16 protein-coding genes and 1 CRISPR repeat array are annotated in these 13,720 nt (G+C 70.6%); of the genes, 6 read left to right on the forward strand and 10 right to left on the reverse strand.

The annotated features are described in order from the left end of the window. Window positions 1-174 precede the first annotated feature (174 nt). On the forward strand, window positions 175-690 hold the full coding sequence (locus tag A6F73_RS02990) for a hypothetical protein (RefSeq protein ID WP_063346310.1): 516 nt from the start codon (window positions 175-177) through the stop codon (window positions 688-690). A gap of 238 nt (window positions 691-928) precedes the next feature. On the opposite strand, the gene A6F73_RS38985 is transcribed toward A6F73_RS02990, so the two are convergent. Beyond that, window positions 929-1,108, reverse strand: a complete 180-nt coding sequence (locus tag A6F73_RS38985; RefSeq protein ID WP_079136183.1) for a helix-turn-helix transcriptional regulator — start codon at window positions 1,106-1,108, stop codon at window positions 929-931. 509 nt (window positions 1,109-1,617) lie between these two features. Further along, a CRISPR array of direct repeats spans window positions 1,618-1,830; the repeat unit is 30 nt; unit sequence ATCGGCCCCGCGCTCGCGGGGATCGCTCCT. A gap of 20 nt (window positions 1,831-1,850) precedes the next feature. Between A6F73_RS38985 and A6F73_RS41255 the strand changes: the two genes are divergently transcribed. Next, on the forward strand, window positions 1,851-2,099 hold the full coding sequence (locus A6F73_RS41255) for a hypothetical protein (RefSeq protein ID WP_159398339.1): 249 nt from the start codon (window positions 1,851-1,853) through the stop codon (window positions 2,097-2,099). Between the two features lie 645 nt (window positions 2,100-2,744). Here the strand turns inward: A6F73_RS41255 and A6F73_RS41260 are convergent. The 6 genes from A6F73_RS41260 to A6F73_RS03010 all read right to left on the reverse strand — a co-directional run bounded on the left by A6F73_RS41260 (window position 2,745) and on the right by A6F73_RS03010 (window position 9,285). Continuing rightward, on the reverse strand, window positions 2,745-2,912 hold the full coding sequence (locus A6F73_RS41260) for a hypothetical protein (RefSeq protein WP_159398340.1): 168 nt from the start codon (window positions 2,910-2,912) through the stop codon (window positions 2,745-2,747). 411 nt (window positions 2,913-3,323) lie between these two features. Then, complete coding sequence (locus A6F73_RS02995) at window positions 3,324-4,094, reverse strand: ricin-type beta-trefoil lectin domain protein (RefSeq protein ID WP_107452810.1); 771 nt, start codon at window positions 4,092-4,094, stop codon at window positions 3,324-3,326. 250 nt (window positions 4,095-4,344) lie between these two features. After that, window positions 4,345-6,174: a glycoside hydrolase family 15 protein gene (locus A6F73_RS03000; protein WP_063346311.1), complete on the reverse strand. Its 1,830-nt coding sequence runs from the start codon at window positions 6,172-6,174 to the stop codon at window positions 4,345-4,347. A gap of 231 nt (window positions 6,175-6,405) precedes the next feature. Then, the gene (locus A6F73_RS03005; RefSeq protein ID WP_244293268.1) at window positions 6,406-7,761 is read right to left on the reverse strand and encodes a M64 family metallopeptidase; all 1,356 of its coding nucleotides are present in this window, start codon (window positions 7,759-7,761) and stop codon (window positions 6,406-6,408) included. Window positions 7,762-7,924: 163 nt separating this feature from the next. Further along, window positions 7,925-8,092, reverse strand: a complete 168-nt coding sequence (locus A6F73_RS41265) for a hypothetical protein (RefSeq protein ID WP_159398341.1) — start codon at window positions 8,090-8,092, stop codon at window positions 7,925-7,927. 2 nt (window positions 8,093-8,094) lie between these two features. Then, a complete protein-coding gene (locus A6F73_RS03010; RefSeq protein ID WP_063346312.1) occupies window positions 8,095-9,285 on the reverse strand; it encodes an FAD-dependent monooxygenase in 1,191 nt (396 codons plus the stop codon). 174 nt (window positions 9,286-9,459) lie between these two features. On the opposite strand from A6F73_RS03010, the gene A6F73_RS03015 reads away from it, so the two are divergent. Next, a complete protein-coding gene (locus tag A6F73_RS03015; RefSeq protein ID WP_063346313.1) occupies window positions 9,460-10,185 on the forward strand; it encodes a TetR family transcriptional regulator in 726 nt (241 codons plus the stop codon). A gap of 121 nt (window positions 10,186-10,306) precedes the next feature. On the opposite strand, the gene A6F73_RS03020 is transcribed toward A6F73_RS03015, so the two are convergent. Continuing rightward, complete coding sequence (locus tag A6F73_RS03020) at window positions 10,307-11,626, reverse strand: cation:proton antiporter (RefSeq protein WP_063346314.1); 1,320 nt, start codon at window positions 11,624-11,626, stop codon at window positions 10,307-10,309. A gap of 394 nt (window positions 11,627-12,020) precedes the next feature. On the opposite strand from A6F73_RS03020, the gene A6F73_RS03025 reads away from it, so the two are divergent. From A6F73_RS03025 to A6F73_RS03035, 3 genes are read left to right on the forward strand one after another with little or no spacing between them, the layout of a single operon-like run. Beyond that, a complete protein-coding gene (locus tag A6F73_RS03025) occupies window positions 12,021-12,230 on the forward strand; it encodes a DUF397 domain-containing protein (RefSeq protein ID WP_244293269.1) in 210 nt (69 codons plus the stop codon). Then, window positions 12,227-12,418, forward strand: a complete 192-nt coding sequence (locus A6F73_RS03030; RefSeq protein ID WP_063346315.1) for a DUF397 domain-containing protein — start codon at window positions 12,227-12,229, stop codon at window positions 12,416-12,418. Before A6F73_RS03025 ends, A6F73_RS03030 begins: the two co-directional genes overlap by 4 nt. Next, window positions 12,415-12,606, forward strand: coding sequence for a DUF397 domain-containing protein (locus A6F73_RS03035; RefSeq protein ID WP_063346316.1), 192 nt, complete (start codon window positions 12,415-12,417; stop codon window positions 12,604-12,606). The genes A6F73_RS03030 and A6F73_RS03035 overlap by 4 nt, the downstream gene beginning before the upstream one ends. Window positions 12,607-12,624: 18 nt before the next feature. On the opposite strand, the gene A6F73_RS03040 is transcribed toward A6F73_RS03035, so the two are convergent. Next, the gene (locus tag A6F73_RS03040) at window positions 12,625-12,849 is read right to left on the reverse strand and encodes a holin (protein ID WP_063346317.1); all 225 of its coding nucleotides are present in this window, start codon (window positions 12,847-12,849) and stop codon (window positions 12,625-12,627) included. Between the two features lie 172 nt (window positions 12,850-13,021). Further along, window positions 13,022-13,717, reverse strand: a complete 696-nt coding sequence (locus A6F73_RS03045; RefSeq protein ID WP_063346318.1) for a formyltransferase family protein — start codon at window positions 13,715-13,717, stop codon at window positions 13,022-13,024. Between the last annotated feature and the right edge of the window lie 3 nt (window positions 13,718-13,720).

Consider the following 13,720-nt stretch of genomic DNA (forward strand, 5'->3'; position numbering starts at 1 on the left):
GTCGGGGTGCCCCTGCGTTCGCAACCTGCCGAGCGGATCTCCCACCGGTGGCCCGAACCATCCCCCTCGCGATCAGGTCGAAACGCCCTGATCAACCCTCCGCCTCCTCGCGGGCCTGACGACGACGTCGGCCCAGGAGGTTGCACCACTCGACACACCGAGAGGAGCACTACCATGATCACTCCCGAACCCACCCCGGCACAGGCGCCGCCCCCGACCGCTCCGGACCAGTTCGTGAGCGCGGCAACGTTCGACTCCGTCATCTCCACCGTGCTCTCCAACAACGAGGGCATGAACGTCGCGATGGCCACCCGGATCACCCGGGAAGCCATCGCGTTCGTGGTCGTGGGCGCCCGCCGCCCCCACCTGGCCATGGCGCCGTCCAGGATCGTGGACGAGGGCTGGCACGCGTTCCTCGTCCACACCGAGGCGTACGCCGAGTTGTGCGAGCGCGAGGGCCGGTTCGTGCACCACAGCCCGGGATTCGACCCGGGCAACTTCGACCAGGACATCATGGAGCAGACCCAGGCTGCCATCCGGGAGGCGGGCTTCGAGGTCGACCAGGAACTGTGGCGGCCGCCGACGGACGACAGCCTGGTGACCGTAGCGGCGAGCTGTCAGCACTCGCCCAGCTGTTCAATCAGGCCGATGAAGAAACCGGAGAAGCCCTGCACCAAGCCCGCTGAATAGCGGACTCGGAACGCGTACGCTGCCGGCACACGAGTAGGAGGCATCCGATGGAGTGGATCGATCCGCGGTACGCAGACCTGGTCGCGTGCTACCGGCAGCAGGACTTCGAAGCTTTCGGGCCATTGCTCGAACGTCCCGACGGCGAGCCTGTGCCCCCGCGGCTCGGGTTCGTCATGGAGCCGCTTCGAGGCGAGTAGCAGCAGGTCAAGGCCCTGGCCGGCCCGATGGCCGGCCAGGGCTACTCGTCGCGGACCAGACGCCAGAGTGGCACGCCGATTGCCCGCGCGATGGCGCCGAGTTGGTCGAGCGTCGCAGGTGCGAGGCCGTTCTCGATCCACCCGATCGTGCGCCGGCCAAGTCCGGCGCGCTGCCCAAGCCGCTCCTGCGTGAGGTCCGCCTGTCGCCTGAGCGAGAGGATCCGGGCCCATGAACTCCTTCACACGCCGCCTGCCCAATCGAACTGAATCTACTGACGGTCCCTGACACGAATCGCCGCAGGTCAGGAAGTGTCGGCCCCGCGCTCGCGGGGATTGCTCCAAGCGGTACTTCGCCTGGGCGATGCGCGCCAGGTCGGCCCCGCGCTCGCGGGGATTGCTCCGCGGGACACATTGCCATCGCCGAACTCACGCTGTTGGCCCAACACTTGCGGGGACTGTCCCGTGGCAGATCCCCAGCCCGCCCGACGGACTTACCCCACAGCGCACCCAGCCAGCCCCTGACCTCGGGCAGGTACCGCTGCCAGCGGTCCTCAATCATCGTCTCAACCTCCACGTGCGGGTACGCTTCGGAGAGTCAGGCCACGACACTGACAACCAGCCCTGGGGCAAGGAGAGATGGCAACAACGCATCGACTGTTCGACGGGACTTCTACCGATCGAACTGAATCAATCAAGCCCCTCAGCCGCTAATCACCGCAGGTCAGAAAGTATCGGCCCCGCGCTCGCGGGGATCGCTCCTGCCGGTGGCCTTGGGCACCGAGCCCATGCCCATCGGCCCCGCGCTCGCGGGGATCGCTCCTGCACCGAGCCGGTGCTGATCGGCAACCAGGTATCGGCCCCGCGCTCGCGGGGATCGCTCCTCATCCCAAGAGGCAAGCGTGTCCAACTGGCCTTCGGCCCCGCGCTCGCGGGGATGGTTCAGGAGACCAGCCCGTCGCACCGGTGGACCACTGGGAGCTGGTCTCGTCGAGGGTGCGAGCAAGGCGGACACGAGCCCGCCAGGGCTGGTCGAAGACGTGTCCAACCGCCTTCGACCGGCACGCGAACCCGCGCCACTGGCAACACACCACGGTGCTGCCCGACGCCCGCCGCGACGCCTTCGAGTTCGCCGGCACCGTCTGCCAACGCCCCGCAATCGACACCTGCACCACCCACCGGAACGGCCTCCAGGACAGCGGACAACACCCCTGAACCCGGCACCGGGACGACGAGCGGCAAGCTGGCGAGCAGGAGGCTGCTGGCGGTCCTGCCGCTCGGCACCGTGCCTCGGGCCCGAGCGAGAGCATCCAGACGCCCCGACGTCACCAGCGGCAGGAACCGATCCCAAACAACCTCAGCCACCACCACGGCACACAGCATTTGCGGCAGCAACACGTCACCCCCGCCCATCCAGCCACCTCCTGACCTCGGGCTGATACCAACGCCAACCGTCCCCAAGCACCGCCCCGAACCTTCCCGCACGAGTACGCTTCGGGAGCGCACGACACAGCTGACAACTCCCCCACCCGCAAGAAGAAGCATGAACTCCTTCACAAACCGCCTGCCTAATCGAACTGAATCAACTGACGGCACCTGACACGAATCACCACAGGTCAGGAAGTATCGGCCCCGCACTCGCGGGGATTGCTCCCGCGCCCGCCACGTGTACGACCTGGTCTTCTTGGTCGGCCCCGCGCTCGCGGGGATTGCTCCGCCCAGTAGGGGACGTGGTCGGGGTCCACGTTGTCGGCCCCGCGCTCGCGGGGATTGCTCCCGGTCCTTGCCTTTTGACCGGATGACGCTGATATCGGCCCGCGGTCGTGGGGATTGTTCCGGGGCGACGGCCCAGGAGGAGAATCAGGCCTTTCGGCCTCGTGCCTCCGGGCGGGGGTTGCCGGCATCAGGGGGATCTTGGTCGGCTTGCTGCCTGGGCGACGGCTCCCAGTCCTCCCAGTAGTCGAGGGGGATGCCGTCGTCGGTGGAGGCCAGGACTTTGTGGTGCTGCTCCTTCGTCCCGTGTGCCACGTTCGCGTGGTCCTTGGTAGACGGGAACGCCCGGTTGACCTTGGGGCATGCCGTCTATCCCGCTGGTTCTGGTGCCCGGTCAGTCACGGGACCGGATCCGGGCTCATGGCGTGATTTCTGGGGAGACATCCGGGTCTTCGGAAACCGTCATGGTGCCCACACGGGCTCAATCGAACGCGTGCTTCTTTCTCCTTCGGAAAGGTGTCGACCTCCAGGTCGGGGTACGACACCCTCGTCGCCGGCGTAGTCAACTGCCTTGCAGGCGAAACCATTTGGGACCACCGGCCGACAGCAGCCGGGCTGCCGGCGGGAATCCCACCTCCGGACCCCGTGGCTCCGGAGGTGGGATTCGAGGGGGCCGTCGGGCCGGCCGTGAGGGGAGATCACGGCCGGGCCGAGGGGGCGGGGGGATCAGTGCGGGAGGTTCCACTTCTGGTTGTCGGCGCCGTTGCAGTCCCAGATGCCGAGCTGGTTGCCGTTGTTGGTGGCGAAGCCCAGGTCGTCCAGGCAGCGGCCGGACTGCGGGTTGAGCAGCGAGCCGTCGGGCTGGGCCTTCCACTGCTGGGCTCCGCTGCCGTTGCAGTCGTAGAGCTGGACCATGGTGTGGTTGGCGGTGTTGCCACCCTCCACGTCCATGCACTTGCCGAGGGCGCGCATCGTCCCGTCCACTCCGACGGTCCACTTCTGGGCGTTCGTGCCGTTGCAGTCATAGATCTGGACCGCGGTGCCGTTCTTGTTCTCGCCGCCCCGGACGTCGACGCACTTGCTCGCGTAGCCGCTGATCTGGCCCTGCGGCCCGGCGACCGGCGGCGGCACCGTCCCGAGGAAGACGACCTGCGGGAACATGATGGTGTCGCCGAAGTTGCACATGGCGGTGCTCATCCCGCTCCCGACGACGGCTCCGCCGATCGCCATGCGCATGTACGGGCCGGTGTTGTTGACGTAGTACTGGCACTGCGCCTGCACGCGCCAGATCTGCAGGGGGCTGATGCCCGAACAGGTTCCGATGACCTGGCCGCCGCCGGCGGCGATGGCGTTACACCCGCCGGCCAGCGCCGCGCTCGAACTCGCCTGCTCTGCCTGGGCGGTGGCGGGCGCGGCCTGGCGCGCGGCGGTGGATGCGGCCTGGGCGGCGGCGGGGACGGTGAGTGCCGCGGCGGAGGCCAGCAGCGTGGTCATCATGACAACAGCGGTACGGCGCATGAGGGTTGGGCCCTTTCCGTGATGACAGGGTGATGGCACTGCTCAGATGTTGCGCAGGTTTGGTCATGAGCATTGCAGTGCCGCCTGGGGCCGTCAACGGATGTGAGCCGACAAGATGTCGCCATTCACCTCAGCTCATCCGCGACCTGCTCGTTCCCGCCGGACGGGAGTCTGAAAGGAGTCGGATGGGATCCGAACAGGGGCTGGATTCAGCCGAATTGACGCAATCTCAGCCCAGTGCGCGGTCGAGGTTGAAGGCCGCGCTGATCAGCGAGAGGTGGGTGAAGGCCTGCGGGAAGTTGCCGAGTTGCTCGCCGGTCGGGCCGATCTCCTCGGCGAACAGCCCGAGATGGTTGGCGTAGGTGAGCATCTTCTCGAAGGCGAGCCGGGCCTCCTCCAGGCGGCCGGCGCGGGCCAGTGCCTCGACGTACCAGAAGGAGCAGATCGAGAAGGTGCCCTCGGAGCCGCTCAGGCCGTCCGGGCTGGTGGCCGGGTTGTAGCGGTAGACCAGGGAGTCGGAGACCAGGCCCTTGGTGAGTGCGTCCAGGGTGGAGAGCCACTTGGGGTCGGTGGGCGAGATGAACTTGGCCATCGGCATCATCAGCAGCGAGGCGTCCAGTTCGCCGTCGTCCAGGGACTGGACGAACGCGCCCAGCTCGCTCGACCAGCCGCGCCGCATGATCTGGTGGTAGATCGCGTCCCGGGTCTGCCGCCAGCGGGGCAGGTCGGCCGGCAGGCCGCGGCGGTTCGCCATCCGGATCGCGCGTTCCAGCGCCACCCAGCACATCAGCCGCGAGTACACGTAGTTCCTGCGGCCGCCGCGGGTCTCCCAGATGCCCTCGTCGGGCTGGTCCCAGTTCTCGCAGAGCCAGTCCGCCACCATGCCGACGTCCTCCCAGCCGGCGCTGCTGATCGGCTGCCCCCACTTGTCGTACAGGTAGATGGAGTCGATCATGGCTCCGTAGATGTCCAGCTGGAGCTGGCCGGTGGCGGCGTTGCCGACCCGGACGGGTGCGGAGCCCAGGTGGCCCTCCAGGTGCGGCAGCGCGTACTCGGGCAGCTCGGTGCGACCGTCGATGCCGTACATGATCTGCAACGGGCCGTTCGCGGCGGTGTCGCGCATGCGCTCGAAGAGGAAGCCCATGAACGCCTCGGCCTCCGATGTGAACCCGAGGCGCAGCATGGCGTAGACGCAGAAGGCGGCGTCGCGGACCCACATGTACCGGTAGTCCCAGTTGCGCTCGCCCCCGACCTGCTCGGGCAGGCTGGTGGTGGGTGCGGCGACGATCGCGCCGGTCGGCGCGTAGGTGAGCAGCTTGAGCAGCAGGGCGGAGCGGTGCACCATCTCCCGCCACCGCCCCTGGTAGCGCGACCCGGCCAGCCAGTGGCGCCAGAACCGGACGGTCGCCTCGAACTGTTCCTCCGCCTCGGCGCGCGGACACGACCGGGCCGGGACGTCGTCGCCGATCTGGTCGAGGGCGAACACGACGGAGTCACCCTCCAGGAGCTTGAAGTGCGACCACACGTCCAGGCCGTCGGTCTCCAGCGGCGCGGTGGCGGTCAGCGCGAGCGTCAGCGACGGGGAGCGGAACACCGCGACGTGGCCTTCGAGGGACACGGTGTGCGCCTCGGCGCCGTAGCCGAAACGCGGGGCGATCCGCGCCCGGAACGGGAGGATTCCCCGGACGCAGATGAGCCGCCGGATCAGCCGGTGCCGGGCGACCTCGGGCGACCCCTCGGCCACGGGCATGAAGTCCTGGATCTCCGCCACGCCGTCCGCGGCGAAGAAGCGTGTGATCAGCACGTTCGTGTCGGGGAAGTAGAACTGCCGGGTGCGGGTCGGGACGTCCGCGGCCAGCTCGAACGATCCGCCCCGCTCCGCGTCGAGGATGGCCCCGAACACGCTGGGCGCATCGAAGCGCGGACAGCAGTACCAGTCGATGGTGCCGTTCGTGCCGACCAGGGCGGTCGTCCGGAGGTCGCCGATCAGGCCGTGCTCGGAGATCGGCAGGTACCGGCCGCTGTCCGCCTGCTCGAACCCCGTCGTGTCGAACGCCATGCCGACCTCCCCGCCGCTGTGGCGCGGGCTTGGAGACGAAGCCTTCCCAGCCATGGTAGATCGCCGTCGACGTAGGGGCCGGACCGAGCACCGGCCGGGCCTCGCGGGCCCCAACCGGAGCGGGCCCCGGCCGGCGAGGTCCCCAGCCGGAGCGGGCCCCGGCCGGTGCGGCTTCCGCCGTGGGCGTGGCCCCTCCCGTCCCAGCCGGACGCGAGGGGCCACGCCCCGTGGTCAGCGGGTGACGCTCCAGACCAGGCTGCGGGTGAGCGCCGGGGTCAGGGCCGGGTCGATGACGGACGAGGTGGGGTCGTTCGCGACGGCCTTGAGCTCGTGGGCGGCGGGCTTGGGGCCGGTGGGGCCGAGGTCGGAGACGGCGATCGTCTTGCGGTCGCGCAGGGCCGTCACCTCCTTGCCGTCGAGGTACCACCGCAGCTTGGTGCCGGAGACCGGGAGGTCGACGGTGAGGCGGTCGGTCGCGGTCAGCCGGGTGGTGACGGGCGTGGCGCTGGAGAGGGTGGAGGCGTGCCGGTAGAAGCCGGCGATCATCGCCTCGCGGCCGGGCAGGTTGAACTCGCGGCCGAGGGAGCGCATCACCGAGTTGTCGGTCGGCCGGTTCAGGCCGGACGGGTAGTTGCTGCCGCCCTGGTAGGCGCCGACGGTGCCGCCGTCGGGCGAGGTCTTGCCCAGCCAGCGGTACCACTTGGTCTTGTCCTGGCGCATCCGGTCGGCGCTCAGGGTGGTGATGTTGGGCTGAGTCGGCTCCGCGCCCTTGTAGGGCCCCGCCCCATCGGCCCAGTACTCGTCCGCGAGCTTGCCCAGTGAGTGCCCGGTCTCGTGCACCGCTATCTGGCCGGACGCGGCGTTTCCGCCCGCCACGGTGGCGATGCCCTCGTAGCCGAGCGGCGACTGGGTGCTGCCGTAGCCGGCGCCGCCGTACTTGGCGGTGTTGGCGACGACGATCACGAGGTCGGCCTGCGGGGCCTTGGCGGCGTAGGCGTCGACGGCCTTGACGTCCACGCACAGCAGCCGCTCGATGGAGTTGCACCAGAAGTGCGAACCGAGGGCGGTCTTGCGGACGGTGTTCTGCTTCGGGTCCCCGGAGACGCCCGACTGTTCGGAGACGGCGCCCACGGCCCACACGTTGAACAGCTTGCGGTAGGTGGCGTAGGGCTCGACGGCGCTGATGTCCTTCCACTTCGCCGCGGCGTCCTTGCGGAACTTGTCCTGCTCCGAGGCCGTGTAGCCGTCGCCGATCATGACCACGTCCAGCTTGCTGTCCGTGCTCCCGTTGTTGACGACCTTCGTGACGGCGCCGTCCCCGGCGGCAGCGCCGGCAGCGGCCACGCTCATGGACTGCTCGGCGACGAAGGGGGACGCCGCAGGGACCTTGGTCCGGCTGATGGCGCCGTCCTCGGCGAAGACCTCGACGTCCTGGTCGCCCGGGAAGGCGTCCGGGAAGGCGTCCGGGGAGTCGACGATGGCGGCCGGGTCGGACGGGGCGGCGACCGCCGGGCCGACACCGACGGCGAAGGCCGTCAGCGTCGTGACGCCGGCCAGGAGGACCGAGGTGAACCTGCTGTTGCGCAAAGGAGTTTCTCCGGAATCGACGGGCAGCGAGGGCCGGTGGCGAGACTCCCGACAAGGGACGTGCGTGCAATACCGCACCGTCCCGTACCGCGACACCGCCACCCGCCGCCACCACCGCCGCACAAGGCCGGAGCTGACGGGGCGACACCGTCCGCTCGCCACCTCACCGGTGGATACGTCCGGCTGCCCACGAACGGTTCACACCGGCTGCCGACACGGTAGTGATGGCGCCCTTGATGCGGTCGACGACGGCCAGGCGGCCGGCGAGGTCCGCTCGTACGATGCCTCCTGCGTGCAGTCGGCCGAGGAAGGGAAGCTCGGGCCTGGTCATGATTAATCCCCGCGCGCGGCACGGGACTTGAGGACACTCCCAACCCGGGCTGCCGCCAGCGCGACCGGCGACAGCCGGGTGGCCAGGTTCCGGGCCAGGATGCCGCCGCGGCCGGCCGGGACGAGCAGCGCGAAGGCCGCTCGTACGGACTGCCGGGCCTGGTCCACCAACCCCCGGTGCGCGGCCTCGTAACGGGCCAGGGCCGCGCGGTGGTCGGCGGGATCGGCGGCCAGGGCGTCGGCCAGGGCGTAGGCGCCCGCCAGGGCCAGGCTGGAGCCGCCGCCGAAGAGCGACACGCAGGACGCGGCGTCGCCGAGCAGCGTGACCCGGCCCCGCGACCACTGCGGCAGCCGGACCTGGCTCACCGCGTCGAAGTACAGCTCCTCGCTCTCGCGCACCTGCGCCAGCACCTCGGGCGCGCGCCAGCCCATCTGGGCGAACGCGGCGGTCAGCAGTCGCCGGTGCTGATCGGTGTCGCGGTGGTCGAAGTCCGGCACGGCGGCGGACCGGACCATGAACGCGGCCAGCGGCCTGCCGCATCCGGGATGCACGCAGAGGGCGCGGCCCGGCGTGTTGTGGATCGCCACTTCCCGTAGGTCGCCCGCCATCCCGGCCAACGGCATGGTGGCCACGTACATCCCCAGGTGGCGGACGAACCCGGACTCCGGGCCGAAGGCCAGCCGGCGGACGGCGGAGTGCAGGCCGTCGGCGCCGACCACCAGGGCGAAGCGGCGGGGGCGGCCGGACTCGAAGGTGACGTCGACACCCGCCTCGTCCTGGCTCAGGCTCGCGATCGAGTCGCCGAACACGAACTCGGCGTCGTCCCGGCCGGCTTCGTGGACGATCGCGGCGAGATCGCCGCGCGGCAGCTCGACCGTGTCGGCCCGGTCCGCGCCCGACAGGCCGCGCAGGTCGATCCTGCCCACCCGGCGGCCCGCGGCGTTGTAGAAGCCCACACCGGTGACCTGGGTGGCGGCCGCCCGGAGGCGGTCCCTGATCCCCATCCGCTCGGCGACCTCCATCGCGCGACCGGCGACATCGACCGGGCTGCCGCTGGAGCGCGCGGCCGCGGCCCGCTCGACCACGGTCGGCTGGAAGCCGTGGCGGGCCAGCCAGTAGGCGAGCGTCGGTCCGGCGATGCCGGCCCCGGAGATCAGCACGGTGCGATCGGCTGTCCTGGTCGAGGCGTTCATGGACGCTCCTTCTGTCATCGCCCGATCGTCGTCGCCTGATCGCGGCCAGGCCGACTCGCGGCAGCCGTCGCCGGTCAGCGGTCACGTCGGCACCCCCGGACTGACCATCGGTCAGTAATTCGACGCTACGCCCTGACCGCCGGTCAGGCAAGGGGCAGCGACTAGGCTCCCCACATGACTGCTGCCGAGAACCCCGACACCCGGGCACGGATCCTCGCGGTGGCCCTGAAGGAGTTCGCCGCGCACGGCTACCACGCCACCTCGGTACGCGGGATCGCCGAGCGGGTGGACGTGACCAAGGCCGCGGTGCTGTACCACTTCCCCAGCAAGGCGGACATCCTCGGCGCGCTGATCGAACCGATGCTGGACGACCTGGACGCCGCGCTGGCGCCCACCGGGCCGCCGGATCCGACCGCAGCCCGCTGGGCGGCGATCGAGGGGCTGCTCGACGTCTGGCTGCGCCACCGCGACCTGCTGCGGATGAGCCTGTACGACGCGGCGCCGGGCCTCTCGGGTCCGGGCTTCACGCGGTTCCGCGACGGAATGCTGTGCGCGAACGTCCTGGTGGCGGGGCCCCACCCGGACTTCGTCGCCCGGGTGCGCGCCGCCCAGACGATCGCCATGCTCTCCGACCCGGTGATCCTGCTCGCCGACGCCCCGCCCGAGGACCTGCGCGCCTGCATCCTGGCCGGAGTTCACCGGCTGCTGGACGGCCCCGAACCCCCCGCCGCGGCCGGCCCCGGGCGCGGCGGCGCTGAACGGCGCGGCCGGCCGAGCGCGATGAGCCCGGCGATGGTCGACACCGCCCGGCGCCTGCACGCGGCCGGCCGCACCGCCGAGCAGATCGCGGCAGAGCTCGGAGTCTCCCGGGCGACGGTCTACCGCCACCTGCCGACGTAGCCGGAGACACGAGGGCGGCCGCCGGGCAGCGGCTAATAATGAGACTTCATTGAGACAGTGGCGGCCATCTCGGCGGTGGTGCCGGTGGGACAGGCGCAGGAAGTCTCCACCCCGCCAGTGCTCACGTTCCCCTGGCCTCCTCGATGTCCGATCTCGCGGGGGTGTCCTGCTGTTGACGGGGCAGAGCCGCGACGCCGACCGGGGCAGCGGCGGCAGGAGCCCGGATGAGGCGCCGAACGAGCGGGTTCACGGGCAGGGTCGCGGCGAAGGCGGTGACGAGGAGAACAGTGAACAGCCGGTCGCCGATGATGCCCAGGTCACGGCCCAGGGTCAGGATGAGGACCTCACTGAGGCCCTTGGTGTTGAGCAGGACCGCCACCGTCGTGGCCTCGCCGCGCGGCACGCCGATCAGCCGGGCACCCAGCCTGGCGCCGGCGAACTTGCCGCCCCAGGTGACGGCCAGGAACACCACCACCGCGACCAGGCTCCCGAAGCCCAGCCCGCCGATGTCCACGGACAGCCCGGTGAGCGCGAAGAAGACCGGCACCAGCAGCGCCCCCGCATGGCGCAGCGGCACCTCGACGGCGTGCCGCAGTTCCTCGGCGGCGTCGCGCGGCATGGCCAGCCCGAAGGCGAAGGCGCCGATCACGGCGTGCATGCCGAGCCACGAGGTGGTCCACGCGGACAGCAGGATCCCGCTGCCGAGAGTCAGCAGAACGAGCAGGGGATGCCCGTCGACGCGAGCCGGGCGGCGCAGCAGGCGCCGCAGCAGCGGGCGGACCACGAAGGCCATCGTCGCCGCGTAGCAGGCGAGTTCGGCGAACGCGAGGAGGACGCGGTCCGAGCCGCCGCTCCGGGCCGCGGAGGCGACGCAGGCGACGCCGCACCACGCGGTGATCTCGGTGAGCGCCCCGCAGGCCGTGGCCATGGCCCCGGTGCGGGTCGTCTGCAGCTGGTTCTCCCCCACGATGCGCGCGAGCACCGACAGCGCGCTGGCGGACAGCGCGATGCCCAGGAACACGGCCAGCAGCACGGGGGACGTCTCCGCACCGATGAGGTGCGGCCACCTGGCCGTGAGGACCGCCGCCAGGGCGACCGCGAGGGCGAAGGGCACGGCGACGGAGGCCGCGGTGACCGCCACCACGGTGCGGACCCGCCCGTTCAGCTGCTTCAGGTCGAGTTCCCAGCCGGCGGCGAACATGAAGAGCGCGATGCCCAGTTGGGCGATCACCGACAGGTGCTCGCGGACCTGGGGCGGGAAGAGGACGTGCGGGAGGTCGCCCGGCAGCAGCCCGAGGACACTCGGCCCCAGGATCACCCCGACCGCGATCTCGCCGACCACCACCGGTTGGCGCAGGCGGGTGCGCAGCGGCGACAGGACGAGTCCGATCAGCAGGATGGTCGCGATGTCGGCCAGCGCGGTCGAGGAGGAGCCTTCCATGGTCGTGCGCCTTCCTGGGAACGGGGGCGTGCGCGGCCCGGTGACGCGGCCCCTGCATTATCGGGAAGGACCCGTTCGTCGACGTAGCGTTCCCCGCGTGTCGCGGTCGCGTGGCTCCTCCCCCCGCGCCCCGACCCGGACCTTCACGCCCCTACCAGACGGACCGGCGGACAGGGGCGCACAAAGGGCGCGCGGCGTAACGCTGTGCAAGCGAAAGATCGCGTTCCGATACTGACGATCGGAACGCGGAGGTACGGTGACGCCCAGATACACGTGTTGAGCACGTGGTGCACAGCAGGGGGCAGTGATGGCACGACGGAAGATCAAGTGGGGACCGACCGCGAGCTCCGCGATCGGGTGCGGCAAATCACCGAGGCGCTGGAAGGGTTCGGAGATGATGCAGAACGAGCTCGACGCGGCCAGCTGGCGCAAGAGCAGCTACAGCGGCACGAACGGCGGCGACTGCATCGAGGTGGCCCCCGGGTTCCCCGGCCTCGTGCCCGTGCGTGACTCCAAGGACCCCGACGGCCCGACCCTCGCCTTCCCCGCAGCCGCATGGCAAGCCTTTGTCGCGGCCGTTCACAAGGGCGAGTTCCCCGCATGAAGCTGCTCTGGCACAAGAGCAGCTACAGCGGGGGCAACGGCGGCAACTGCGTCGAGGTCGCCCACGGCCACCCCGACCTCGTCTCAGTGCGTGACTCCAAGGACCCCGGCGGTCCGGTCCTTTCCTTCCCGGACCCGGCATGGGGCGCCTTCGTCGCGGCCGTCCAGAACGGGGAGTTCCCGGCATGAAGTTGGTCTGGCGCAAGAGCAGTTACAGCGGTCCGGACGGTGGCGACTGCGTCGAGGTCGCCCACGGCCACCCCGACCGCGTGCCCGTGCGTGACTCAAAGGACCCCGACGGCCCGGTCCTTTCCTTCCCGGACCCGGCATGGGGCGCCTTCGTCGCGGCCGTCCAGAACGGGGAGTTCCCGGTTTAGCGCGCCCGGCCGGGCCTGTTACTCGTGGGGGCGGGCCAGTAGGGCTGCCGAGTTCGGGTCGCCGACGAAGGTCGCGGCCACTCCCTTGACCACGGCCAGCGCGGCCGGCAGTGCCGCCACGGCCGCCGCCTTGAACGCGCCGATCGACGTCAGGTCGAATCCGTCGGCCAGCAGCAGGCCGAGGAATGCCACGGCGTAGGTGGCGACGGTGCGTTCGGCCAGATCGATGATGAACTTCCGCATGGTCGGGACTCCTTCGCGGTGAAGGTGCAGAGGTACACGGGGGGCGCTCGGAATTGCCGTCCCTGGTGTACACGTTCACGCTGTCGAGTTCCGACGACGGGCTCGGCGACCAGTCCGGTGCCCCGCACACGCGTGGTGTGCGGGGCACCGTCGTCGGCAGGCCGCCCGGCCGTCACCCGTCGTGCAGGGCCCACTTGCTGCTGTCGACCTGCACCGTTCCGGGCAGCGCGATGAGTTCGGGTTTGAACAGCGGTGGCGCGCCCATCGCAGGCTCCCAGGTGGCCAGCTTCTCGTCCTGGGGGACTTCGATCCGCCGGTCCGCGGTGAGGTCGGCGACCACCTTGAGGAGCAGTCGCACGCCGAGCGGTGCCAGGTGGTCGCGCCACAGGCTCTGCGCGGTCGAGCCCGGGGGCACGAACAGGTGCTCCTGGGCGGCGAGCGGGCCCGCGTCGGTGCGTTCGGTGAGGTGGTAGACGCTTCCGCCGGTCACCTTGTCGCCGTCGCGGATCGTCCACCGGATGGCGTCCCGGCCGCGGTGCAGCGGCAGCAGGCTGGGGTGGTAACCGATGGTGGCGACGGCGGCCCGGGCGCGGGTCTGGCGGCCGAGGAAGGCGTGCGAGTGGGCGGCGACGATGATGTCGACCCCGTCCGGGATGTGTCGCGCGCGCAGTTCGGCCGAGTCCGTCCACGGGACGTCCTTGTGGTACGCCCAGGAGCGCAGGCGGTCCCAGCACATCGCGTCGCCCTCGTCGGACTTCCCCTTGCGCAGCCGGGGGGCGGCCGCGCCGACGATCTTGTGCCCGTCGTCCAGCAGGGCTTCCGCGACTGCGACCGCGAATCCCCCTTGTCCTGACATGTAGATGTTCATCCG

Source organism: Streptomyces sp. MJM8645, from assembly GCF_001625365.1.
Classification (GTDB): Bacteria; Actinomycetota; Actinomycetes; order Streptomycetales; family Streptomycetaceae; genus Kitasatospora.

Coding starts and splice junctions, on each gene's coding strand:
- A6F73_RS02990 (WP_063346310.1), top strand. CDS start 175: ATGATCACTCCCGAACCCACCCCGGCACAGGCGCCGCCCCCGACCGCT.
- A6F73_RS02995 (WP_107452810.1), bottom strand. CDS start 4,094: ATGATGACCACGCTGCTGGCCTCCGCCGCGGCACTCACCGTCCCCGCC.
- A6F73_RS03000 (WP_063346311.1), bottom strand. CDS start 6,174: ATGGCGTTCGACACGACGGGGTTCGAGCAGGCGGACAGCGGCCGGTAC.
- A6F73_RS41265 (WP_159398341.1), bottom strand. CDS start 8,092: ATGACCAGGCCCGAGCTTCCCTTCCTCGGCCGACTGCACGCAGGAGGC.
- A6F73_RS03010 (WP_063346312.1), bottom strand. CDS start 9,285: ATGAACGCCTCGACCAGGACAGCCGATCGCACCGTGCTGATCTCCGGG.
- A6F73_RS03015 (WP_063346313.1), top strand. CDS start 9,460: ATGACTGCTGCCGAGAACCCCGACACCCGGGCACGGATCCTCGCGGTG.
- A6F73_RS03020 (WP_063346314.1), bottom strand. CDS start 11,626: ATGGAAGGCTCCTCCTCGACCGCGCTGGCCGACATCGCGACCATCCTG.
- A6F73_RS03025 (WP_244293269.1), top strand. CDS start 12,021: ATGATGCAGAACGAGCTCGACGCGGCCAGCTGGCGCAAGAGCAGCTAC.
- A6F73_RS03030 (WP_063346315.1), top strand. CDS start 12,227: ATGAAGCTGCTCTGGCACAAGAGCAGCTACAGCGGGGGCAACGGCGGC.
- A6F73_RS03035 (WP_063346316.1), top strand. CDS start 12,415: ATGAAGTTGGTCTGGCGCAAGAGCAGTTACAGCGGTCCGGACGGTGGC.
- A6F73_RS03040 (WP_063346317.1), bottom strand. CDS start 12,849: ATGCGGAAGTTCATCATCGATCTGGCCGAACGCACCGTCGCCACCTAC.
- A6F73_RS03045 (WP_063346318.1), bottom strand. CDS start 13,717: ATGAACATCTACATGTCAGGACAAGGGGGATTCGCGGTCGCAGTCGCG.